The following is a 21,906-nucleotide window of genomic DNA, read 5'->3' as shown; positions in this document are numbered from 1 at the left end:
TGAACTCGCCCACCGCGGCGCGCAGTTGGAGATCAACACCGATGAAGGCCGCCGCCGACCGCCGCCCCGCCTCCCCTCCGCCCCCTGACCTCGGGCGACACGGGCACGTCTCATCGGACGGACAGCCCGCCGTGGCCGCGGGCGGAGGCGTTACCCTCGCGGGCGTGGCTGAGATCCGGATTCCTGCTGACATCAAGCCCGCGGACGGCCGTTTCGGCGCGGGTCCCTCCAAGGTGCGTACCGAGGCGCTGGACGCCCTCGCCGCCACCGGTACCTCCCTGCTCGGCACCTCGCACCGCCAGCCCCCGGTGAAGAACCTGGTCGGCCGGGTGCGCGAGGGCGTACGCGAGCTGTTCTCCCTTCCCGAGGGCTATGAGGTGATCCTGGGCAACGGCGGCTCCACCGCCTTCTGGGACATCGCGACCCACGGCCTCATCGAGCGGAAGTCGCAGCATCTGTCGTTCGGCGAGTTCTCCTCGAAGTTCGCCAAGGCCGCGAAGCTCGCCCCCTGGCTGGACGAGCCCACCGTCATCACCTCCGACCCGGGCACCCACCCCGAGGCGAGCGCCGAGGCCGGCACCGATGTGTACGGCCTCACCCACAACGAGACCTCCACCGGTGTCGCCATGCCCATCAAGCGGCCGGCCGGCTCCGACGAGGGCTCCCTCGTCCTGGTGGACGCCACCTCCGGCGCGGGCGGCCTGCCCGTGGACGTGGCCGAGACGGACGTGTACTACTTCGCGCCGCAGAAGTCCTTCGCCTCCGACGGCGGGCTGTGGCTCGGGGTGTTCTCGCCGGCGGCCCTGGAGCGCGCCGAGCGGATCCACGGCTCCGGGCGGCACATCCCCGAGTTCTTCTCGCTGCCCACGGCGATCGACAACTCCCGCAAGAACCAGACGTACAACACCCCGGCGCTGGCCACCCTCTTCCTGCTGGCCGAGCAGTTGGACTGGCTGAACGGGCAGGGCGGCCTGGACTTCGCGGTGCGGCGTACGGCGACCTCCGCGCGCACCCTGTACGGCTGGGCCGAGGACACCAAGTACGCCAGCCCCTTCGTCACCGACCCGGCGAAGCGCTCGCAGGTCATCGGCACCATCGACTTCTCCGACGACATCGACGCGACCGCCGTCGCCAAGGCGCTGCGCGCCAACGGTGTCGTGGACACCGAGCCGTACCGCAAGCTGGGCCGCAACCAGCTCCGGATCGCCATGTTCCCGGCGATCGACCCGGCGGACGTCGAGGCCCTCACCCAGTGCGTCGACTACGTCATCGAGCAGCTCTGAGGGCAGGCCACAGCAGGTGAAGGGGGCGGGTCGCGTACGGCGGCCCGCCCCCTTCGTCTTCCCTCAACGGGCCTTCCGCAGCAGGCGTTTGAGACCCCAGAGGGCCGCGAGGACGGCCACCACGACGAGCGCGCCCTTGCCGAAGCCGCCGCCCGGCAGCGGTGGGCCCGCGTCCCCGCCGGCGTCCGCACCGCCGCCGCCCTTGCCCGAACCGCCGCCCTCGCCGGGCACCGGCCCCGGCACCACCTCGCTGTTCCTGCCCTCGCTGCCGTACATCAGGTGCTTGCCGTCCGGGGTGAAGGTGACGGACTCGCCCTGGCCCTGGAGGGGGACGCGGAGGCGGCCGTGGCGGACCGGGCGGTTCTTCCGCCAGTCGAAGAGGATCCCGCCGAAGTAGCCGCGCAGCGCCAGCCGCTTCCCGTCCGGGGAGAACGCCCCGTCGGTGACCCAGAGTTCGGTGGCGGCCACCCGGCGGAAGACGTTGACGCCGCCCGTGGACAGCTTCGCCGGGCCCTCGTAGAGGTGGCCGCCGTCCTCCTTCTTGTCCGCGATGTACACCCGGCCGGTCTTCGGATGCACCATCAGCGCCTCCGCGTTCCGCGGCCCGTCCGCGTACTTCACCGTGTACTGGGTGGCGCGCACCACCTGGTCGTGCAGCTTCTCCGGCTCGGGCAGCCGGTAGATCCAGACGTGGTCCCAGGAGCCGTCCAGGTTGTCGCCGATGTCCCCCACGTAGAGGTCGCCGTCCGGGCCCAGCGAGATCGCCTCCACGTCCCGCGGGGCGCCGACGCCCTTCATGGTGACCCGGGCCACGGTCTTCCCGGTGCGGGAGTCGACGGCGTAGAGGTAGGGGCCGTCGCCGCTGTCGTTGTGGGTCCAGTAGACGCCCGGATGCAGCCGGCTGGCGGCCAGCCCGCTGGACTCGGCGATACGGGGATCGGTGATGGTGAAGCCGTCCGGACCGGAGTCCGCCGCCGCGGGCGCCACGGCGGCCGGCGCCACCAGCAGCCAGGCCCCGGCCAGCGCCGCCCCCACACAAGTAACACGCATCCCCCAAGCCTCCCATCCCGGCGGCGGGCGTCCGCTCGCCACCCGGTGCGGGACCGCCCGGCGACGGACCACCCGGTGGCGGGCACGGCGGCGGGGCCCGGGATGATATGCGGATGCGGATGCTCAGGTTCATGTTCGTCGGTGACTCGATGACGATCGGCAGCGCCGGCGATCTCACCTGGCGCTACCGCATGTGGCAGCACCTGTGCGCCACCCACGGCGGCCCCTTCCAGATCGTCGGCCCCCGCGACACCCTCTACGACAAGTCCACCGACACCCCCGTCTCCCACGCCTACGGCGACCCCGCCTTCCCCGCCCGCGCCCGGCGGCATCTGGCGGGCTGGGGCGAGGGCTGGCTGCATATGGCGCCGCTGATCGGCGAGGCGGTGGCCGCGGAACGGGCCGACATCCTGCTCGTCTCCCTCGGCCTGATCGACCTCGGCTTCCACACGGACGCCACCGAGACCGAGGCGAACATGCGCCGCTTCATCGCCGGGGCACGCGCCGCCAACCCGCGGATACGGATGGTGCTGCTGCCCGTCATACCCAACTCCCGTGCCGAGCACGACGAGTTCTTCGCCGCCGAGGTGGCCCGCTTCAACACCCTCCTGGAGAAGGCCGTCGCCGACCTCGACGAGCCCCGCTCCCCCCTCCTCGCCGCACCCCCGCCCCCCGGCTACGACCTCCACACCGACACCTACGACGGCACCCACCCCAGCCCCTCCGGCGAACACCGCCTCGCCGCCGCCTTCGCCGACACCCTCCACCAGGCCTGGTCCCTCGGCGCACCGTACGAACCGGCGGACTGAGCCCGCTCGTTCAAGCACCGGAGGCATCGCAGATACCGGAGACCCACGAACTGCCGGGAACCCCGGAACCGCCGGAGACGATCGACGGCCCGTGCGAGTTGGACCAGCCTCGCCGGCGGCCTCGCCCACCCCGACATCGCCACCCTGCACGACTTCGGCCGCGCCGCCCGCGGCGACCGCGAAATCGTCTTCCTGGTCATGGAGTTGCTGCGCGGCCACCCCGCCGAGGTCATCGCCGCCCAGGTGCCCCCGCTGTCCGACGACCTGGAACTCGCCCTCGCCATGCTGAAGAACCTGCACGCCCGGCTGCACGCCTATGTGGGCCTGCGGCATCCGCTGACCCGGGAGGTGTCGGAGGTCCGTGGCCACTTCCGCCGGCTGCGCCGCGAGGAACGCCGCGCGGACGGCACCGGCAACTCGCTGCGCCTCTTCGGCCGCCAGCCCTGACGCCCGTCCTGCCCCGTCGGTGCCGCCCCCGCCCGGCACGGCCCGGATGGCCTTGCCTGGAGCGCGCTCCAGGCAGTTGGCTGGGGTGCCATGGAGTACACCCAACTCGGACGTACAGGACTCAAGGTCAGCCGACTCGTCCTCGGCACCATGAACTTCGGACCCCAGACCGACGAGGCCACCAGCCACCGCATCATGGACACCGCGCTGGCCGCCGGCATCAACTACTTCGACACCGCCAACGTGTACGGCTGGGGCGACAACAAGGGCCGCACCGAGGAGATCCTCGGCACCTGGTTCGCCCAGGGCGGCGGACGCCGCGACAAGGTCGTCCTCGCCACCAAGGTGTACGGCAACATGGGCGCGGACGGCGAGACCTGGCCCAACCACGACAAGCTGTCCGCGGTGAACATCCGCCGCGCCGTCGACGCCAGCCTCAAGCGGCTCCAGACGGACCACATCGACATCTACCAGTTCCACCACGTCGACCGCCGGACCCCGTTCGAGGAGATCTGGCAGGCCATCGACGTCCTGATCCAGCAGGGCAAGATCCTCTACGCCGGCTCCTCCAACTTTCCCGGCTACAAGATCGCCCAGGCCAACGAGACCGCCGCCCGCCGCGGCGGCCTCGGCCTGGTCAGCGAGCAGTGCCTGTACAACCTGGCCGAACGCCGCGCCGAGATGGAGATCATCCCCGCCGCCCAGGAGTACGGCCTCGGTGTGATCCCCTGGTCGCCGCTGCACGGCGGACTGCTCGGCGGAGTCCTCAAGAAGGAGGCCCAGGACGGCCGCCGCGCCAGCGGCCGCGCCCCGGACGCCCTCAACGACCCGGCGGTACGCGCCCAGGTGCAGTCCTACGAGGACGCGGTCGACAAACACGGACTGCGACCCGGCGAGGTCGCCCTGGCCTGGCTCCTCACCCGCCCCGGAGTGACCGGCCCCATCGTCGGCCCCCGCACCGAGGCCCAACTGACCTCCGCCGTCGACGCCGTCGCCCTCGACCTCCCCGAGGACTTCCTCACCACCCTCAACGAAATCTTCCCCGGCCCGGGCCCATCACCGGAGGCCTTCGCCTGGTAACGGCCCCCACCCCACCACACACCCCGCCCCCGGCACACAACCACGGTGCCGGGGGCGGCGGTTACCCGATCAGAACTTCGGCCGCCCCCACGACGCCGTGAAGAAGTAGAGCCACCAGACGGGGTTGACGAAGTGGAGCCAACTCCTTCCGCCCTTGAGATGGGCGCTCCCCGTAGGCATCCTGTTCCGCCACCGATCCGACACGGCCGGCCGGAGCAGGCCCGAGCGTGGGCACAAGATCGCGCACCGTCGGCGGACGCCAGCCATGCAGAACATAGATCATCCATCCGCCGTGCCTTCGGAGAACTCCGAAGGCCTGACATCGATGCGCGCACCGTTGCAGCAGAGCTTGATCCCCCCTCGGCTCCAACTCGGCCCGTATGGAACGCAACACCTTGAACACGTTCTCGCCGCCTATCTCGAACTCCACCCCCTCGGGCGACAACAGCCGAAAAACCACGGCCCGTCCCCGTCGACGACCATCACCCACTCGACTTCCCGCTCCCCGTCCACCACGGGGAGGGAAACTCTTCACTCACCCCGCCACCCTCCCCGCCAGCACCGCTTCCACAAAAACATCCGGCGGAGAGTAGGAGTGCTCCCGCACGTAATGAAGGATGAGATTCGGCGCGATGAGCCAGTCCCCGGACTGCGCCACAACCCGAATCTCCGCGTCCCCCAGAATCACTTCACCACCGGAAACCCCGACCGTCACAGGGTACGGACACCCCGATTCCGGGTGAGGAATCTGACACGACTCCCAGCCCCTCGTCCTCATGGCACCGGAATCTCGGACCAACGTCTCCAAACACTCCAGAAAAGACTCGGAACTGCCCCCTTTCACATATCCCCTACCCGCCTCCAGCCAGCCGACATTGAACGCACTCACCCCTTCGGGGATCGAGTCCGAAAAATAGTCGTAGACCGACAGATCTTCGTAGTAGGTCATACCGCGACAGCCTTTCACCTATATCAGCTATATCAGAATACGGATCTGCACGCGGCCCAGTGCACCGGCCCCATGTTGGGTCGAAGCAACTCGGAGAGGCGCACCTCATTCGCTACCGTGATATTGCGGGGAACTCCCATGATATTCAAGCCATGCCCTGGGAACAGTGAGTAGTCTGGAATCTTTTCCCCTGGTATATAGATTTCCAGAGCGGAGGGATTTCCTGTTTCGATCCTGTTTCCAAGTGAATCAGTGATCGAGTCTCCGTGCCTGCTGTAGGCATGGAGACTCGTTCCGGGCGGGATGTTGAGCACGCTTCCGTCACCGGCGCGTATCCCGCCATGGCCGCTGAGGACGAGTTGGTTGTCGGCACGTCCCATCCTTCGTACGTCGATGACGCCGCGGCCTCCGCCTGCCACGAAGTCCGGCGCGGCCCGCCCCGGGCTCCTGACCAGGCAGGGCGCCAGCCCCAGCGGGTCCGTCCAGGTGAGCGGGTTGTGCACATAGGCGGTCGGATTCGGGGACGGTGCGAGGCCCAGGGGGTCCGGGGTGAGGTAGTGGGCGGTTTCCGGATCGTAGTGGCGATGGACGTTGTAGTGATGGCCGGTTTCCAGGTCGTGGTACTGGCCGGGGAAGCGGAGGGGGGTGTACGCGGTGGCGTCGCGGTTCCAGGTGGTGACGCCCCAGAGGGTCGAGCGCTGCTGCTAGACGAACTCGCCTGTCTCGTCCACGAGTTCGGTCGGTGTGCCGACAAGGTCGGTGACGATCGCGTAGAAGCGGGTGTCGATCTCCGACTGAGGGGTGTCGGCGGCCGGCCGGTGGCGTGCGGTCTGGGTGAGTGGAGTCAGTCCGGTTTCGTCGTGTTCCCAGGTGAGGGTCTGCTCGCCGGATCGGTCGGTGGAGTGCGTCGTCTGTTCCACGAGGGTCGCCTCGTGCCAGGTGAAGCGGGTCTCCTCGGCCACGGTCCGGCCGTCGGGGGCCAGGCGTTGCTTGCTGGTGCGGCGGCCCAACGGGTCGTAGCGGTAGCACCAGCGGGTGCCGTCCGGGGTGACGACCTCGGTGAGCCGGTCTTCCTCGTCCCAGGTGTAGTGCCAGATCTCCGGTGTGCGGGAGAGTCGGGTACGGCGGCGCATGGTCGTACGGCCAGCCGCGTCGTACTCGTAGTGGACGGCGCCCGCCGAGGTGACGCGGGTGCCGGTGGTGGTGCGCGGGCCGGCGGCGTCGGCGCCGGGGTGGCTGCCGGGCCAGGCGGCGTGGGCCTGGTTGCCGCTCAGGTCGTAGGCGTAGGACTCGGTCCAGCCCTCGGCGGCGACGGCGGTGACCCTGCCCATCGGGTCCAGCGCGTATCGCCGGTCGCCGGTGGCGGTGAGGTGGCCGTCGGAGCGCCAGGTGTACGTGCGCTGGAGCAGGGGGCTGCCGCCAGGCCCGGTGAGATGCCGCCCGAGCGGGCGGCCAGTGGGATCCCGGACGGTGTCCAGGGCGACTCCGGTGCCCGTCCACTCCCGCCTCGTCTCCCTTCCGGCGCCGTCGAGGGTGGCGGTGAGGGTACGGCCCGCCGTGGTCAGCGCGGTGCGGTTGCCCGCCACGTCGTAGGTGTAGGTGGACTCGGTTCCGGAGGGTGTGGTCCGGGCGATGAGGTGCCCGGCGCGGTCGTAGGTCAGGCCGAGGGTGCGCCCCTCGACCGTCTCGGTGAGCAGCCGTCCCACGGGGTCATGGGTCCGGGTCAGCTCGGTGCCCGCTCCGGCCGCGCGCACCAGGTTTCCGGCCGGGTCGTAGGTGAACTCCGTGACGGTGCCTTCCGCGTCCTGCCGGACGGGTCGGTCCAGGACGTCGTACTCGTACCGGATCCGGTGTCCCAGTGGGGTCGTCCAGGTGGTGAGGCGCCCTGCCGGGTCGTGTTCGTAGCGGGTGGTGCGGCCGTCGAAGTCGGTCTCCTGGGCCAGGCAGCCGACCGGGTCGTAGGCGTAACTCCACGCCAGTCCGGCGGGGTTGGTGACACGGGTGAGGCGGAGTTCCGCGTCGTGGCTGAACTCGTAGTGGGCGCCGTCGGGTTCGGTGCGGCCGGTGAGCTGGTCGAAGTGGCCGTAGGCGAAGCGGGTCACGGCGCCGGCCGGGGTGGTGTGGGTGGTGCAGTTGCCCTCGCCGTCGTACGTCCAGGATTCGACGGCGCCGTCGGGTCCGGTGCGGCTGAGCAGACGGCCGTCCGGGTCCCACTGGTAGCGGGTGACGGCGCCGAGCGGGTCCGTCTGCGCCACCACCCGGCCGGAAGCATCCCGTCGGAGACCGGTCGTCGCGCCCAGCGGGTCGATCACCGCGAGGGGCAGGCCCGCCGCGTCACAGCGCAGGTAAGTGGTGGCGCCCAGTGGGTCGGTGACGGAGTGCAGAGCACCGCGGTCGTCATAGGCGTAGCGGGTCGTCTCCCCGGCGGGATCGGTGACGGACGTCCGGTTGCCGCGGGCGTCCCAGGTCTGCCGCCAGGTCGCACCGCCGGGCTCGGCCACGCGGACCGGGTTGCCGTGCGGGTCCCGCTCAATGGAGATCTCACCGCCGTCGGGCCGGATCACCGAGGTCAGTCGCCCTGCGCTGTCGTACCGGTAGCCGGTGGTCCGCCCGAGCGCGTCCGTCTCGGCGACGGTGCGTCCCTGGTGGTCATACGCGGTGCGGGTCACCGCGCCGTCCGCGTCGATCTCGGCGACCACCTGCTGTCCGCCGTCGATCACATGGCGGGTCGCGGTGCCGTCCCCGGCGGTGAGCGTGGTGATCCGATGGCCGGGAAAGTCGGGGTGGGCTCCGTCGTAGTCGAGGCGGCAGGTGAAGTGGCCACCGTCACCGCCCTCGGCCACGACCCGGTCCCGGTCGTCGTAGGTGTACGTGTAGGAGCGGTTGTTGGTGTCCGTCCAAGAGGTGATCCGGCCCGCCGTGTCATAGCCGAAGCGCAGCGGCTGTCCGGAAGCCCCGGTGATCTCGGTGAGATTGCCGACGGCGTCGTAACCGTAGGAGCGCAGCCGGGTTCCGTCGTGGGTGAGCGCGGTGATTCGCCCGTCGCGGGTGCTGATCAGGAGTCGCTGTCCGCTGCTGTGGACGAGTTCGGAGGGGGCGTCGTCGGGGCCGTGGCCGAGGGTGATCCGGTTGCCGTTACGGTCGGCGATCCAGCGGAGCAGAGCGGTGCCGGCGCCGGGGCGGGCGAGGGTGAAGGCCCTGGTGTGGCCGGTGCCGGGGTCGGTGACGGTGTAGGTGCCGTCGGTGCCGAGGGTCAGCGGGCGCGGTCCGCCTTCCGCGGGCTGGACGGGCGGCCCGCCCGGTACGGGGTGCGGATAGGGGAGCAGCAGGCTGTCCTCGGTGATGAAGACGACGCCCTGCTCGTCGAACTCCAGTCGCTGGTCGACCGTGGAGACCCAGCCAGGCCCGAACCAGTTCCCCGCCCGGTAGCCGGAGTCCACCCGGCGAGAGAAGACCAGGGGCAGCACCCCCGGCAGTTCGGCGTCGTCCTGCGTCAGGAACATACGGCCGGTGGCCAGGTCGACCGGGTCGGTGCGGGCGTGGCGTATCCGGTCCAGGCCCCGGGAGAAGGGGCCACGGCCACGCGCGAGGGCACCGCGGATCCACGGCATAGCGCCGCGAGCCGCCAGCCGGGCGGCGCCCGTCCGGGCCGCGACGGAGGACAGCACGCGGGGTGCCGCCGCCCACAGCAGGCTCTCGGCCAGGCCCCCGCCCATGAGCAGTTCCAGGGGCAGCGCGTACGGCATGGCGAAGAGGGCGACGGTCAGCAGCAGGGGTAGTCCGACCTGGAGGAGTCGCTCCAGGAGGAAGCCGTCACGGCCGAGGATCCGGTAGGCCTCCAGCGGGTCCGCGCCGCCCGCGATCGCCTCCCAGCGGTACAGCAGCAGCGCCCCCACCACCAGCGAACCGGCGCATACCGCGATCCGGAACTGCAGCACGGCGACGGTCTCGCCCAGCGGCTGCGCCGCCGCACTCCGGTATCCGTGCACGGCGGCCACCAGCCGCCACCCGGCAAGAGCCAGACCCGCCAGTGCCGCGCCGACCAGCAGCCGCAGGCCCGTGCCGTCGGTGAAGTACTCCTGCACACCCTGGGCAGCGGGAAAGGAGCCGACCGCGAGATAGGCCAGGGACGGGACGGCCAGGAGTGCCGTGAGCAGGAGCAGGGCCTTCTCGTGCCGGGGCAGGCGGGTGCGCCGGGCACGTGCCTGCGCCCACAGCCGGCGCAGGGTCAGGCCGCGCCAGGCGTCCTCGGTGGCCGTCTGATCCATCCGGGCCGCGCGGCCCGTCACCAACTCCCGTAGGAACTCCAGACGTTGGGGATCGCTGCGGGGGTGGGCGGAGGCGTAGCACAGGGCCCTGCGGTGGTGGGCGTACCCCAGGGCGATGATCCAGGTGGCCGGAGGGCGAAGCCACGCGTACGCCAGCAGGGCTTGGCCGGCACCGCGGCCCTGGCGTTCGGCTGCGATCAGCGCGGCAGGCTCACGCGCGGCTCCGACGCGGAGCCGCCGCACGCCCCATCCCCAGGCGAACGCCAGACATCCCAGGACGATCCACAGCCCCCACCGCTGGGTCAGCCCCTCCCGCCACCACTCGGCCGAATTGCTTTCTGCAAACACCGCGGAGTAGTTGTACACCCCGTGCGCGCCCACCCCTGCGGCGATCGGCAGCAGCCCCGCCGCCCGGCTCAGCGGACGGCCCCCGCACCACAGCAGCCCCACTCCAAGCCCGCCCAGCACACTCGCCACCACATGCAGCTCGTACGGCAGCGCCACCTGACCGGAGTCCAGGGTGCCGCTCGCGGCGGGAAACCAGTGCCCGAGGATCTGCGACGGGCCGGGGACATAGGGCTGACCGATGAGCTTCACCGGGATTCGCCAGCCACCGGCATCCGCCACGGACACCGCCCTGCCGCCCGCCCCGGCGTACGTCAACACCGCTTCCAGCAGCCCGAATCCGGCCCCGGTCGCACCGCCCAGCACCGCGAAATCCGAGAGTCCCCACTGCATCCGGCGCCGCAGCACCCAGCCGGCGGCCATCAGCGGTGCGAGCTTGATCAGTTCCTCGGCCACCGGAGCCGTCGTCCACGAGACGGCCTCCATCACCCGGCTCAACGACTGGTGCCGGGCACCGGCCACCTGCCGCGCCACCACCAGCTCCAGTAGCACGGACGCCACACCGCAGCCGTACGCGCCGACCCCGAACGCCAGCAGCACGGTGGGCCACCGCACGACCCGCACCGGCCAGGACAGCAACAGCAGTTGCAGCACGGCCCACAGTGCCGCCGCGGACATCCACAGCGCCATTCCCCCGACACCCCCGATATTTGCACTCGCGCACAGCGATGCTAGGGGCGGGCCGCCGCATGGGCAAGGGGTCGTCCGGACAGCCGCCGTCAGCCGACGGCGGCTGCTACCGCCACCACGAGGAACATCAGCACAAGCACGACGGCCATGATGCGGTTACGGGTCTTCGGGTCCACGGGTCGAGGTTAACCGGACGGGTGGAGCGGCCAGGAGGCGACCTCCGCGTAGTGGGGGCGTTCGCCGGGGGTGCCGGTGTGCGGGAGGCGGCTGCGGATGAGGGCCAGCTCGGTCACGGTCCACTCGGTGCCGGTGAAGTCCGCCAGCGCCTCGGTGTGCGGGCGCAGATCGTGCGGGGTGCGGTTGCGGGCGAGGGAGAGGTGGGGGCGGTAGGGGCGGTGCGGGCCGAGGTCCAGGCCGGTACGGCGCCCGGCCGCCTCGGCCCGTCCGGCCAGCAGCTTCAGGGTCCGGGTGTCCCCGCCCGCGCCCGCCCACAACACGTCCCCGCCGAATCGGCCGCCGCCCCGCAACGCCAGCCGGAAGGCTTCGGTCCGCCGGGCCGCCCGCGCCAGCCGGTCCGACAGTTCGGGTACGTCGTCCTCGGGGACCTCCCCGTAGAAGGCGAGGGTGAGGTGCCAGCCGGGCGGCTCTGTCCACCTCATCCGCTCACCCCCGGGCAGCGCCCGCAGCAGCCGCACCTCGGCCGCCAGCTCCTCCAGTACGGCACCGGGCGGGACCACGGCCGCGAACAGTCTCATACCGCCAGTCTGCCCCGCCCCGCGCGTAAGGCCCCACCGCCAACGCCCCACCGGTACAGGTCCGTTGTCAGACCCGCCTGGCAGTCTCCGGGTATGGCGGATGACGAGGGTGGCGAGGGTGACATGGAGATGGGCACGGAGACGGGCATGGAGACGGAGCTGCAATTGGTGATCGACTGTGCCGACCCGCGGCGGCTGGTGCGCTTCTGGGCCGAGGCACTCGGATACGTCCCGGAGCCTCCGCCGGGCGGACATACCACCTGGCGGGCGTACTGGCAGGACATGGGGGTGCCGGAGGCGGAGTTGCCGGAGGGGGCAGGGGAGGTGCCGGAGTCGATCGTGGATCCGGCGGGTCGGGGGCCGCGGGTGTGGTTCCAGCGGGTGCCGGAGGCGAAGACGGCCAAGAACCGGCTGCATCTGGACCTGAAGGTGGGCGGCGGACGCGGCGTCCCCCTGCCCGTCCGCACCGAGCGCGTCACCACCGCGGTACGGCGCCTCACCGACGCCGGCGCCACCGTACTGCACATCACCGACGAGCCGGACCTGGAGCACTACGCCGTCCTGCTGTGGGACCCGGAGGGCAACGAGTTCTGCGTGGCCTAGGCCGTGTCCGGAAAGTCCCCCCTGCCTCGCGACGCCTGGCACGCACTCTCGCCGCACCGGCCAAACGCCCAAGTACCTCCAGTACGAGGACATTCGGCCGGCACGCCGAGAGCACGCACCATGGGGGCACCTCCCAGCCGCCAGGCTGGGGGAGCCGGAGGCCGCCCTCCGGGCAACGGGGGGACTTTCCGGACACGGCCTAGCGGCGCCGCACAGCACCTGCACCCCTACAGGCAGGCGCCGCCCGTCGCGTCGAGGGTGCGGCCGGTGATCCAGCGGGCGTCCTCGGAGGCGAGGAAGGCGACGACGTCGGCCACGTCCTCGGGGCGGCCGACGCGGCCGAAGGCGGAGGCGGCCGCGGCCTCGGCGGCGGCCCGCGGGTCCTCGTGCAGCCAGGCCGTGTTGTCGGTGTCGGTGTAGCCGGGGGCGACCGCGTTGACGGTGATGCCGCGGGGGCCGAGTTCCTTGGCCAGGGTGAGGGTGAAGGTGTCGAGGGCGCCCTTGGTGGAGCTGTAGGCGATGATCTCCGGCAGGGCGATCCGGGTCACCCCGCTGGAGATGTTGATGACGCGACCGCCGTCCCGCAGCCGGTCCAGCGCCTGCTGGACGATGAGGAACGGGGCCCGGACGTTCACCGCGAAGATCCGGTCGAACTCGTCCTCGGTGAGCCCCCGCAGGTCCGAACTGGTGCCGATACCCGCGTTGTTGACGATGATGTCCACCGCCCCGCCGTCCCCCTCGCCGAGGTGTCCGGCGCCCGCCTCGTCGAAGGCGGACCAGAGCCGGGCGGCGTCGCCGTGCTCGCCGAGCGGCGCGTGTACCGGGAAGGCCCGCCCGCCGTCCGCGCGGATTCCGGCGACGACGTCCTCCGCCGCCTCCTTCTCGCGCCCGTAGGCGACGGCGACGAGCGCGCCGTCGCGGCCGAGCCGAGTCGCGATGGCCCGGCCTATGCCGCGGCTGCCGCCGGTGACCAGCGCGGTCTTGCCTTCCAGCGCCGACGCCTTGGTGTGTGCCATGTCCGTATGTCCTCTCAGGTCCGTCGATACGACGGCGGGCATTTCTTGAGTGATCGCTCAAGAAAGAAAGTACCATGACTTTTTGAGTGGACGCTCTAAAATGAGGGGCATGAGTGGAACGAGCAGCAGCAGCGGGCGGGCCACGGCGGCGCCGCCCCGCCGCGGCCGGCCGCCGGCCTTCGACCGGGACACCGCCCTGGGCGCCGCCACCCGCCTCTTCTGGCAGCGCGGCTACGAGGCCACCTCGATCGGCGACCTCACCGAGGCGATGGGTATCCGCCCGGGCAGCCTCTACGCGACCTTCGGCGACAAGAAGTCCCTGTTCCAGGAGGCGGTGACGGCGTACGGCAGCTCACCGGCGGGGGCGTTCATGGGCGTCGCGCTGGCCGAGGAGGCCACCGCCCGGGGCGCCTTTCTGCGCATCCTGCGGGAGGCGGCCGAGGTGTACACGGACCCGTCCCATCCGGCGGGCTGCCTGGTGATCTGCGCCGCCTCCAATGTGACCGAGCGGGACGAGGAGGTGGCGGCCTTCCTACGGGAGCGGCGCAACGCCAACCTGACCGCTTTCGAGGCCAGACTGCGCGCCGCCGAGCGTGTGGAGGGACTGCCTCCCGGCACCGACCCCAAGGGGCTCGCGGCCTACTTCGCCGCCGTGATCCAGGGCATGTCCCAGCGCTCCCGCGACGGCGCCACCGCCGCGGAACTCACCGGCACCGCCGAACTCGCCCTCGCCTTCTGGCCCCCGCCCGACGACAAATGACCGAAGAGAAACCGACCGGCGAGGGCTGACCGACGAGAGCCGACCGCCGGGGACCCCCTCAGACCGCCGCCGCGAGTTGCTTCTCCCGCGGTACGAAGGCCAGGTGGCGGCGGCCGCGGCGGAGGTCGACCTGGAGGCGGAGGTTGGCCGCGCGGGCCAGGATCAGGCCGACGCCCAGCGCGGCCGCGGCGCAGATCAGGCCGCCGAGCGTGAGGCTGACGCGGACCCCGTAGGCGTCGGCGAGCCAGCCGAAGAGGGGGCCGCCCAGCGGTGTGCCGCCGGTGAAGACCATCATGAACAGGCTCATCACCCGGCCCCGCATCTCGGGTTCGGAGGCCATCTGCACGGTGGAGTTGGCGGTGACGTTGACGGTGAGGCCGAGGATGCCGGTGAGGACGATCAGCGGCGCGAAGACATACACGTCGGGCGACCAGGCGGCGAGGATCTCCAGGGCGCCGAAGCCGATCGCGGCGCCGACCAGGACCCGCAGCCGGGTCGAGCGGCGGCGGGCCGCGAGCAGCGCCCCGGCCAGCGAGCCGACCGCCATCAGCGTGTTGAACAGGCCGTACATGCCGACTCCGCCGTGGAAGACCTCGTTGGCGTAGGCGCTGAGCCAGATCGGGAAGTTGAAGCCGAAGGTGCCGACGAAGCCGACGAGGACGATCGGCCAGATCAGCTCGGGGTGCTTGGAGACGTAGTTCAGGCCCTGTCTCAACTGGCCCTTGCCGCGCGGGGTCCGCGGGTTCTCGTACAGCTCGCGGGTGCGCATCAGGGCCAGGCCGGTGAGCGGGGCGAGGAAGGAGAGGCCGTTGACGAGGAAGGCCCAGCCGGGGCCGACGGCGGCGGTGAGGACACTGGCGACGGCGGGGCCGATGAGGCGCGCGGACTGGAAGTTGGCCGAGTTGAGGCTGACCGCGTTGCGGACCTGGCGGGGGCCGACCATCTCGGAGACGAAGGACTGCCGGGTCGGGTTGTCCACGACGGTGACCAGGCCGGTCCAGAACGCGACGAGATAGACGTGCCACACCTGGACATGGCCGCTGAGGGTGAGCGCGGCGAGCGCCAGTCCGCCCATGGCCATCGCGGACTGGGTGCAGAAGAGCAGGGTGCGCTTGGCGAAGCGGTCCGCGATGACGCCGCCGTACAGGCCGAAGAGCAGCATCGGCAGGAACTGCATGGCGGTGGTGACACCGACCGCGGCGGACGAGCCGGTCAGGCTGAGGACCAGCCAGTCCTGGGTGATGCGCGCCATCCAGGTGCCGGTGTTGGACACCACGGCGCCGGTGGCGAAGAGCCGGTAGTTGCGGATGCGCAGCGAGGCGAACATCCCTCCCCGCTGTGCCGGGGCGCCCGCGATGTCGGCCTTGTCGTGGGGAGCGGGGGCGGAGTGTGCTCCGGATCCCGTACTCAAGTGCTTCGCCTCCTCGGCGGTGGTGGTCTTGGTCGGCGGCGGGCGGCTGCTACCCGTGCAGGGGGTGCCGCGCGCTCACAGGTGGACGAGCTTCTCCAGTACCGGGGCCGCGGCTCTGAGCTTGGCCCACTCGTCGTCGTCGAGGCCCTCGGCCAGGCCGGCCAGCCAGGCGTTACGGCGCCGGCGGCTCTCCTCCAGCATGGCCTCGGCCTGTTCGGTCTGGGTGACGACCTTCTGGCGGCGGTCCTCGGGGTGTGGATCGAGCCGGACCAGTCCCTTGGCTTCGAGGAGGGCCACGATGCGGGTCATCGACGGCGGCTGCACATGCTCTCTGCGCGCCAGCTCGCCCGGGGTGGCGGAGCCGCAGCGGGCGAGGGTGCCGAGCACCGACATCTCGGTGGGGCTCAGCGACTCGTCGACCCGCTGGTGCTTGAGCCGACGGGACAACCGCATGATCGCGGAGCGCAGTGAGTTCACGGCGGCTGCGTCGTCGCCATGGGTGAGATCCGGCATGTTCTTTAGAGTAACTCATTACCTTGACTAAAGACCAATGCCGCGGGCCGCCCCGGACGCGATGCCCGTCACACCGCTCACGGCAACCCCGACGCCCTCCGTCCTCACCCGAAAGAGTGGATAAAGCACGGAAAGTGAGAGACAGCGCGGCGCCCGCCCGCGACCCTCGTGGGCATGGGGACCAACGTGCTCAGCCTGCGGATTGACGACGAACTGCTGGAGCGGATCAAGCAGCACGCCGCGAAAAGAGGAATGAGCGTCCAGGACTTCGTGGTCCGGACGCTCATCCGTGCCGACTTCGACGAACGCTTCAGCGCAGCCGTCCAGGAGACGGAACGTTTCTACGGGAACGTGGGCTGATCCCGCGCCCCGCCTCCGGGGCCGCCGTCAGGTGAGGCCGAGGGCCGGCATCAGGTAGTAGAAGGCGAAGACCGCCGACACCACGTACATCGCCACCGGCACCTCGCGGGCGCGGCCGGCCACGATGCGCAGCGCGGTGAAGCTGAGGAAGCCGATGCCGATCCCGTTGGTGATGGAGTAGGTGAACGGCATCATCACCATGGTGAGGAACGCCGGCATGGCGACGGTCCAGTCGCCCCAGTCGATCTGCCGGATGGAGCCGGACAGGATCAGGAAGCCGACCGCGACCAGCGCCGGGGTGGCGGCCTGCGAGGGCACCATGGTGGCGAGCGGCGTCAGGAACAGCGCGACCGCGAAGAGCGCGCCGGTGACCAGGTTGGCGAAGCCGGTCCGGGCGCCCTCGCCGACTCCGGCGGTGGACTCCACGAAGCAGGTGGTGCCGGAGGAGGAGGTGAACCCGCCGGACGCGACGGCGATGCCGTCCACGAAGAGGACCTTGCTGATCCCGGGCATCTGACCGTTCTCGTCGGTGAGATGGGCCTCGTCGCTGATGCCCATGATGGTGCCCATGGCGTCGAAGAACGACGACAGCAGCACGGTGAAGACGAAGAGCACCCCGGTGAGGACGCCCACCTTCTCGAAGCCGCCGAACAGGCTGACCTTGCCGACCAGGCCGAAGTCCGGTGTGGTGACCGGGTTTCCGGGCCACTTGGGGACGGTCAGGCCCCAGGACGGCACCTTGGCCACCGCGTCGATGACCACCGAGGTCACCGTCATCACCACGATGCTGATGAGGATGGCGCCGGGCACCTTGCGCACCAGCAGCCCCAGCGTCAGCAGCACCCCGAGGACGAACACCAGCACCGGCCAGCCGTCGAGGTGCCCGTGGAGGCCGAGTTGGAGCGGCACGGTGGTCTGCGCGGCGTCCGGGACGCGGGAGACGAAACCGGAGTCGACCAGGCCGATCAGCATGATGAAGAGGCCGATGCCGATGGCGATGCCCTTGCGCAGCGAGAACGGCACCGCGTTCATCACCCGCTCCCGCAGCCCGGTGGCGACCAGCAGCATCACCACGATGCCGGCGAGCACCACCATGCCCATCGCGTCCGGCCAGGTCATCCTGGGCGCGAGCTGGAGCGCGACCACGGTGTTGACGCCGAGCCCGGCGGCCAGCGCGATCGGGACGTTGCCGACGACGCCCATCAGCAGAGTGGTGAAGGCGGCGGTGACGACGGTGGCGGTGACGAGCTGGCCGTTGTCCAGGTGGTGGCCGTGCATGTCCTTCGCGCTGCCGAGGATGATCGGGTTCAGCACGATGATGTAGGCCATGGCGAAGAAGGTGGCGAAACCGCCGCGGATCTCGCGGGGCAGGGACGAGCCGCGTTCGCTGATCCGGAAATAGCGGTCGAGCGCCGAGTCGGGGGCGCTCGGCGGCGGGTTGTCGGCCTTGTCGGCGACCGGCGTGGACATGCGTTACCTCGGGGGAAGGGACTCGGGGAACGAGCGGGCGGGCTGCTGGTCCCCCGGGGGGTTCTTTGGGGGTCCTTCGGGGGTTCTTCGTGGCTTCCGACGAAGTAATTCAGCCAACCTCAAGCCGTTCGAGTATGAACATCCAACGGGAAGATCGCTATCTCCGCGCGTAGACCCCGCTGGTCACAGGCCTCTCCCCGCGTACGCACCTCTCCTCCCGGCCCCGCGCCCCGGCTCGTAAGCTGGCCCCATGACTCACCCTGGCGCCCCCGCGGGCGGCTACCGGCACGAGGCCCCGGAGCCACTGGAGGGCCCCGTCGTCCCCACCATCACCGGCGGCACCTTCCTCTGGTTCGTCCTCTTCCTGGTCCAACTGCCCTTCTACGACTGGTTCGACGACCGCGGGCACGCCTGGTGGGTGTGGACCTGCCTGGCCGGCGGCGGCCTCGGCCTCATCGGCATCTGGTACGTACGCCGCCGCGACGCCGCCATCAAACGGGCCGAGCGGAGCGACGACAGCCACGAGGAGACCTGAACCACGGGCCGCGACAGCCCCGGCGGTCCCTCCTGCCGCGGAAACCGTCACGGCCCCGTCGCGGAAAAAGGGGGGGCTCAAGCGGTGAACGGTCGGCGCGCGCCGTACGGTCGATCCCATGACACGTATCGACGCGGGCGCCGAGTTGGACCCCGTGCATCCGGCCCCGATACCCGGCGGCGAGCGGGCCCGCGGACTCACCGCCGCCGAGGTCGCCGAGCGGGTGGCACGCGGTGAGGTCAATGACGTACCGCTGCGCTCCAGCCGGTCCACGGCCGATATCGTCCGCGCCAATGTCTTCACCCGCTTCAACGCCATCATCGGCATCCTGTGGGTGATCATGCTGGCCGTCGCTCCCATCCAGGACGGCCTCTTCGGCTTTGTGATCATCGCCAACACCGGCATCGGCATCATCCAGGAGCTGCGCGCCAAGCGGACCCTGGACAGCCTCGCGGTGATCGGCGAGTCCCGGCCGGTGGTCCGCCGCGACGACGCCCCCGTCTCCCTGCCGACCAGCGAGATCGTGCTGGGCGACGTGATCGAGATCGGCCCCGGCGACAAGATCGTGGTGGACGGCGAGTGCGCCGAGGCGGACGGTCTGGAGATCGACGAGTCGCTGCTCACCGGCGAGGCCGACCCGGTCGTCAAGCAGCCCGGCGACCCCCTGATGTCCGGCAGTTTCGTGACCGCGGGCGGCGGCGCCTTCACCGCCCGCAAGGTGGGCCGCGAGGCCTACGCCGCCCAACTCGCCGAAGAGGCCTCCCGGTTCACCCTCGTCCAGTCCGAGCTGCGCACCGGCATCTCCACCATCCTCAAGTACGTCACCTGGATGATGGTGCCGACGGCGATCGGGCTGATCCTCAGCCAGCTCGTCGGCAAGCACAACGATCTGGCCGGGTCCATCGCCCGTACCGTCGGCGGCATCGTGCCCATGGTGCCGGAGGGGCTGGTGCTGCTGACCTCGGTGGCGTTCGCGGTCGGGGTGATCCGGCTGGGGCGCAGGCAGTGCCTGGTGCAGGAGCTGCCCGCGATCGAGGGCCTGGCCCGGGTCGACACCGTCTGCCTGGACAAGACCGGCACCCTCACCGAGGGCGGCATGGACGTGGCCGAATTGCGCCCCCTGAACGGCACCGACGAGACGCTGCTGCACACCGTGCTGGGCGCGCTCGGCGCCGCCGACCCGCGGCCCAACGCCAGCCTCCAGGCGATCATCGAGACCTACCCGGACACCGCGGACTGGCACTGCACCGAGTCCCTGCCGTTCTCCTCCGCCCGCAAGTACGCCGGCGCCACCTTCAGCGAGGCCCCCGCCGGCGCGGCCCGCGGCGAGACCGGCCCCGGCTCCGGGACGACCTGGCTGCTCGGCGCCCCCGACGTCCTGCTGCCGGCGTCCGGCCCGGAGCCGGCGGACCTGGCCGGGCTGAACGAGCAGGGCCTGCGGGTGCTGCTGCTGGCCCGCGCCCGGCGCCCGCTGGACGACCCGGAGGTGGCGTCGGACGCGAGCCCGGCCGCCCTGGTCGTACTGGAGCAGCGGCTGCGGCCGGACGCCGCCGCCACCCTCGGGTACTTCGCCGAGCAGGAGGTCGCCGCCAAGGTGATCTCCGGGGACAACGCGGTCTCGGTCGGCGCCGTCGCCGGGAAGCTGGGGATGCCCGCCGGGCAGACCGTGGACGCCCGCACCCTGCCCACCGACCAGAAGGAGATGGCCACCGCCCTGGACGAGCACACCGTCTTCGGCCGGGTCACCCCGCAGCAGAAGCGGGACATGGTGGGCGCCCTCCAGTCCCGCGGCCACACCGTCGCCATGACCGGGGACGGCGTCAACGACGTACTGGCGCTGAAGGACGCCGACATCGGGGTCGCCATGGGGTCGGGCTCGGAGGCCACCCGGGCCGTGGCGCAGATCGTGCTGCTCGACAACAGCTTCGCCACCCTGCCGTCGGTGGTCGCCGAGGGCCGCCGCGTCATCGGCAACATCACCCGCGTCGCCACGCTCTTCCTGGTGAAGACGGTCTACTCGGTGCTGCTGGCGATCCTGGTGGCCGTCACCCAGGTCGAGTATCCGTTCCTGCCGCGGCATCTCACGCTGCTGTCCACGCTCACCATCGGCGTGCCCGCGTTCTTCCTCGCCCTCGCCCCCAACAAGGAGCGCGCCCGCCCGCACTTCGTCCGCCGCGTCATGCGGTACGCGATCCCCGGCGGGGTCGTCGCCGGGCTCGCCACCTTCGCGGTGTATCTGATCGCGCGGCACCACTACACGGGGGCCGGGTCGCTGGGCGCGGAGACCAGTGCGGCCACCCTGACGCTGTTCCTGATCTCGCTGTGGATCCTGGCGATCATCGCCCGGCCCTACACCTGGTGGCGGATCTGCCTGGTGGTGGCGATGGGGGCGGCGTTCCTGCTGGTGCTGGTGGTGCCGTCGCTCCAGCACTTCTTCGCGCTGCGGCTGGTCGGCACCGTGATGCCGTGGACCGCGGTGGCGGTGGCGGCGGTCGCGGCGGTCGCCCTGGAGTTCCTCTGGAAACTGGTCGGCCGCCGCTTCCCCGCCTGAGCCGGGGCTGCTCGCAGCCCCGGCCCGCGTTCGGTCAGACCTACTTCACGGCGACGTAGTCACCGGCCGCCTTCACCGCCGGGGTGGTGGAGGTGCCGGTGAAGTAGTACCGCCAGTAGCCCGAGGTGGTGGCCGTGGAGGTGGTCTTCAGATTGCCGGTGCTGTTGGACTTGATGGTCTTGAGGGTGCTGTAGGTGGTGGAGGTCTTCTTACGGAACTGGAGCTTCACCGGCTGCCCGGTGTAGCCGTGGTACTTGTGGTCCTCCCAGTTGGCGCGGCTCAGCTTGCCCACCACGGTGACCGTCTTGCCCTTCTTCACCGGCTCCGGCGAGGCGTTGACGGTGAGCTTGGAGTAACGCTGCACCCGGGCCGTGGTGTGGAAGTCGTTCCAGTACACGCTGGTGCCGTCACCGGCGAGCGCGCCGACAGTGACGTGCCAGGTGCCGGCCAGGGCGTTCTTGTACAGGTCGACCTGCGGGTCGACGGTGAAGGTCAGCTTGCAGGTGGAGGTGGTGGCCGAGGTGGCGGTGCAGGTGGCCTCCTCCTCGTTCGAGAAGAACAGGCCGTCGATGTCGCTCTCGACGTTGGTGCCGTGCCAGAAGTCCACATAGGCGTCGGCGATGCCCTCGGGGTGCGAGGCGGTCACGGAGACGGTGAAGTTCTTCTTGTTGGTGGTGCCGACCGCGATGTCGGAGCCGCCGTTGATGGTCACCTTGCCGATGGTGGGCTCGTCCGCGGCGAGCGCGGTACGGGCCTTCTGCGGCGCGGTGTGGAAACGGTCGGCGGCCTCGGGCTTGTGGAAGCCGGGCGCCTGGTCGGCCTGCGCGGCCGGGACAACGAATGCGGTGAGAGCCAGGGCGCCGGACACGGTCGCGGCGGCCATCGTGGCACGAATACGCATATCTTTTCCCCAGTTGTGGAGAGGGCTCCGCGGTGCTGATGCCGTCACGCGGGGCCCGAGTGAGCGAGGAGTCTGTTGACTCGCAGAAGCAGACGTCCCAACCCACTTCC

19 protein-coding genes and 1 pseudogene are annotated in these 21,906 nt (G+C 70.8%); 9 read left to right on the top strand and 11 right to left on the bottom strand.

Features of this window, described 5'->3' with window-relative positions; genetic code table 11:
• The first annotated feature begins 164 nt into the window (after positions 1-164).
• Positions 165-1,283, top strand: coding sequence for a phosphoserine transaminase (gene serC, locus ACFVST_RS20270; protein ID WP_390153637.1), 1,119 nt, complete (start codon positions 165-167; stop codon positions 1,281-1,283).
• 63 nt (positions 1,284-1,346) lie between these two features.
• On the opposite strand, the gene ACFVST_RS20265 is transcribed toward serC, so the two are convergent.
• The gene (locus ACFVST_RS20265) at positions 1,347-2,333 is read right to left on the bottom strand and encodes a WD40 repeat domain-containing protein (RefSeq protein WP_390153634.1); all 987 of its coding nucleotides are present in this window, start codon (positions 2,331-2,333) and stop codon (positions 1,347-1,349) included.
• Between the two features lie 119 nt (positions 2,334-2,452).
• On the opposite strand from ACFVST_RS20265, the gene ACFVST_RS20260 reads away from it, so the two are divergent.
• The 3 genes from ACFVST_RS20260 to ACFVST_RS20250 all read left to right on the top strand — a co-directional run bounded on the left by ACFVST_RS20260 (position 2,453) and on the right by ACFVST_RS20250 (position 4,669).
• Positions 2,453-3,142, top strand: coding sequence for a GDSL-type esterase/lipase family protein (locus ACFVST_RS20260; RefSeq protein WP_390153740.1), 690 nt, complete (start codon positions 2,453-2,455; stop codon positions 3,140-3,142).
• A gap of 198 nt (positions 3,143-3,340) precedes the next feature.
• The gene (locus tag ACFVST_RS20255) at positions 3,341-3,589 is read left to right on the top strand and encodes a hypothetical protein (RefSeq protein ID WP_390153631.1); all 249 of its coding nucleotides are present in this window, start codon (positions 3,341-3,343) and stop codon (positions 3,587-3,589) included.
• Positions 3,590-3,679: 90 nt separating this feature from the next.
• A complete protein-coding gene (locus tag ACFVST_RS20250; protein WP_390153628.1) occupies positions 3,680-4,669 on the top strand; it encodes an aldo/keto reductase in 990 nt (329 codons plus the stop codon).
• A gap of 535 nt (positions 4,670-5,204) precedes the next feature.
• On the opposite strand, the gene ACFVST_RS20245 is transcribed toward ACFVST_RS20250, so the two are convergent.
• The 5 genes and pseudogenes from ACFVST_RS20245 to thpR form a co-directional block, all read right to left on the bottom strand.
• Positions 5,205-5,618: a hypothetical protein gene (locus ACFVST_RS20245; RefSeq protein ID WP_390153625.1), complete on the bottom strand. Its 414-nt coding sequence runs from the start codon at positions 5,616-5,618 to the stop codon at positions 5,205-5,207.
• Between the two features lie 32 nt (positions 5,619-5,650).
• Positions 5,651-6,121 carry a putative adhesin gene (locus ACFVST_RS20240; protein ID WP_390153738.1) on the bottom strand — a complete coding sequence of 157 codons (471 nt, stop codon included), beginning with the start codon at positions 6,119-6,121 and terminating at the stop codon, positions 5,651-5,653.
• Positions 6,095-6,295 (bottom strand): annotated as a pseudogene (locus tag ACFVST_RS20235) (RHS repeat-associated core domain-containing protein); the annotation flags it as partial. The gene ACFVST_RS20240 and the pseudogene ACFVST_RS20235, both read right to left, overlap by 27 nt.
• 27 nt (positions 6,296-6,322) lie before the next feature.
• Complete coding sequence (locus tag ACFVST_RS20230; protein WP_390153621.1) at positions 6,323-10,921, bottom strand: DUF6531 domain-containing protein; 4,599 nt, start codon at positions 10,919-10,921, stop codon at positions 6,323-6,325.
• Between the two features lie 185 nt (positions 10,922-11,106).
• Positions 11,107-11,676 carry an RNA 2',3'-cyclic phosphodiesterase gene (thpR, locus tag ACFVST_RS20225; protein WP_390153618.1) on the bottom strand — a complete coding sequence of 190 codons (570 nt, stop codon included), beginning with the start codon at positions 11,674-11,676 and terminating at the stop codon, positions 11,107-11,109.
• 147 nt (positions 11,677-11,823) lie between these two features.
• Here thpR and ACFVST_RS20220 point away from each other — a divergent pair, with 147 nt between their 5' ends.
• Complete coding sequence (locus ACFVST_RS20220; RefSeq protein ID WP_390153736.1) at positions 11,824-12,279, top strand: VOC family protein; 456 nt, start codon at positions 11,824-11,826, stop codon at positions 12,277-12,279.
• A 227-nt stretch (positions 12,280-12,506) separates the two neighbouring features.
• On the opposite strand, the gene ACFVST_RS20215 is transcribed toward ACFVST_RS20220, so the two are convergent.
• Complete coding sequence (locus ACFVST_RS20215; protein WP_390153615.1) at positions 12,507-13,295, bottom strand: SDR family oxidoreductase; 789 nt, start codon at positions 13,293-13,295, stop codon at positions 12,507-12,509.
• A gap of 100 nt (positions 13,296-13,395) precedes the next feature.
• On the opposite strand from ACFVST_RS20215, the gene ACFVST_RS20210 reads away from it, so the two are divergent.
• Positions 13,396-14,055, top strand: a complete 660-nt coding sequence (locus tag ACFVST_RS20210) for a TetR/AcrR family transcriptional regulator (protein WP_390153612.1) — start codon at positions 13,396-13,398, stop codon at positions 14,053-14,055.
• Between the two features lie 58 nt (positions 14,056-14,113).
• On the opposite strand, the gene ACFVST_RS20205 is transcribed toward ACFVST_RS20210, so the two are convergent.
• Positions 14,114-15,466: an MFS transporter gene (locus tag ACFVST_RS20205; RefSeq protein ID WP_390153609.1), complete on the bottom strand. Its 1,353-nt coding sequence runs from the start codon at positions 15,464-15,466 to the stop codon at positions 14,114-14,116.
• A gap of 75 nt (positions 15,467-15,541) precedes the next feature.
• Positions 15,542-15,979, bottom strand: coding sequence for a MarR family winged helix-turn-helix transcriptional regulator (locus ACFVST_RS20200; protein WP_390153606.1), 438 nt, complete (start codon positions 15,977-15,979; stop codon positions 15,542-15,544).
• A gap of 174 nt (positions 15,980-16,153) precedes the next feature.
• Here ACFVST_RS20200 and ACFVST_RS20195 point away from each other — a divergent pair, with 174 nt between their 5' ends.
• The gene (locus ACFVST_RS20195) at positions 16,154-16,339 is read left to right on the top strand and encodes a CopG family antitoxin (RefSeq protein WP_390153603.1); all 186 of its coding nucleotides are present in this window, start codon (positions 16,154-16,156) and stop codon (positions 16,337-16,339) included.
• 27 nt (positions 16,340-16,366) lie between these two features.
• On the opposite strand, the gene ACFVST_RS20190 is transcribed toward ACFVST_RS20195, so the two are convergent.
• Positions 16,367-17,809, bottom strand: a complete 1,443-nt coding sequence (locus ACFVST_RS20190; RefSeq protein ID WP_390153600.1) for an NCS2 family permease — start codon at positions 17,807-17,809, stop codon at positions 16,367-16,369.
• Positions 17,810-18,059: 250 nt separating this feature from the next.
• On the opposite strand from ACFVST_RS20190, the gene ACFVST_RS20185 reads away from it, so the two are divergent.
• A complete protein-coding gene (locus ACFVST_RS20185; RefSeq protein WP_390153597.1) occupies positions 18,060-18,344 on the top strand; it encodes a DUF2530 domain-containing protein in 285 nt (94 codons plus the stop codon).
• 118 nt (positions 18,345-18,462) lie between these two features.
• The gene (locus ACFVST_RS20180) at positions 18,463-20,895 is read left to right on the top strand and encodes an HAD-IC family P-type ATPase (RefSeq protein ID WP_390153594.1); all 2,433 of its coding nucleotides are present in this window, start codon (positions 18,463-18,465) and stop codon (positions 20,893-20,895) included.
• 40 nt (positions 20,896-20,935) lie between these two features.
• On the opposite strand, the gene ACFVST_RS20175 is transcribed toward ACFVST_RS20180, so the two are convergent.
• A complete protein-coding gene (locus ACFVST_RS20175; RefSeq protein WP_390153591.1) occupies positions 20,936-21,796 on the bottom strand; it encodes a DUF5707 domain-containing protein in 861 nt (286 codons plus the stop codon).
• Between the last annotated feature and the right edge of the window lie 110 nt (positions 21,797-21,906).

This window comes from Streptomyces sp. NPDC058045, from assembly GCF_042885635.1.
Classification (GTDB): Bacteria; Actinomycetota; Actinomycetes; order Streptomycetales; family Streptomycetaceae; genus Streptomyces.
This window is presented reverse-complemented; position numbering and strand designations above follow the sequence as displayed.

Bases quoted from the DNA above. Each gene is read 5' to 3' on its own strand.
- ACFVST_RS20250 (WP_390153628.1), top strand. From the start codon at position 3,680: ATGGAGTACACCCAACTCGGACGTACAGGACTCAAGGTCAGCCGACTC.
- ACFVST_RS20220 (WP_390153736.1), top strand. From the start codon at position 11,824: ATGGAGACGGAGCTGCAATTGGTGATCGACTGTGCCGACCCGCGGCGG.
- ACFVST_RS20230 (WP_390153621.1), bottom strand. From the start codon at position 10,921: ATGGCGCTGTGGATGTCCGCGGCGGCACTGTGGGCCGTGCTGCAACTG.
- ACFVST_RS20200 (WP_390153606.1), bottom strand. From the start codon at position 15,979: ATGCCGGATCTCACCCATGGCGACGACGCAGCCGCCGTGAACTCACTG.
- ACFVST_RS20195 (WP_390153603.1), top strand. From the start codon at position 16,154: ATGGGGACCAACGTGCTCAGCCTGCGGATTGACGACGAACTGCTGGAG.
- ACFVST_RS20180 (WP_390153594.1), top strand. From the start codon at position 18,463: ATGACACGTATCGACGCGGGCGCCGAGTTGGACCCCGTGCATCCGGCC.
- ACFVST_RS20265 (WP_390153634.1), bottom strand. From the start codon at position 2,333: ATGCGTGTTACTTGTGTGGGGGCGGCGCTGGCCGGGGCCTGGCTGCTG.
- ACFVST_RS20190 (WP_390153600.1), bottom strand. From the start codon at position 17,809: ATGTCCACGCCGGTCGCCGACAAGGCCGACAACCCGCCGCCGAGCGCC.
- ACFVST_RS20245 (WP_390153625.1), bottom strand. From the start codon at position 5,618: ATGACCTACTACGAAGATCTGTCGGTCTACGACTATTTTTCGGACTCG.
- ACFVST_RS20175 (WP_390153591.1), bottom strand. From the start codon at position 21,796: ATGCGTATTCGTGCCACGATGGCCGCCGCGACCGTGTCCGGCGCCCTG.
- ACFVST_RS20255 (WP_390153631.1), top strand. From the start codon at position 3,341: ATGGAGTTGCTGCGCGGCCACCCCGCCGAGGTCATCGCCGCCCAGGTG.
- thpR (WP_390153618.1), bottom strand. From the start codon at position 11,676: ATGAGACTGTTCGCGGCCGTGGTCCCGCCCGGTGCCGTACTGGAGGAG.
- ACFVST_RS20260 (WP_390153740.1), top strand. From the start codon at position 2,453: ATGCTCAGGTTCATGTTCGTCGGTGACTCGATGACGATCGGCAGCGCC.
- ACFVST_RS20210 (WP_390153612.1), top strand. From the start codon at position 13,396: ATGAGGGGCATGAGTGGAACGAGCAGCAGCAGCGGGCGGGCCACGGCG.
- ACFVST_RS20185 (WP_390153597.1), top strand. From the start codon at position 18,060: ATGACTCACCCTGGCGCCCCCGCGGGCGGCTACCGGCACGAGGCCCCG.
- ACFVST_RS20215 (WP_390153615.1), bottom strand. From the start codon at position 13,295: ATGGCACACACCAAGGCGTCGGCGCTGGAAGGCAAGACCGCGCTGGTC.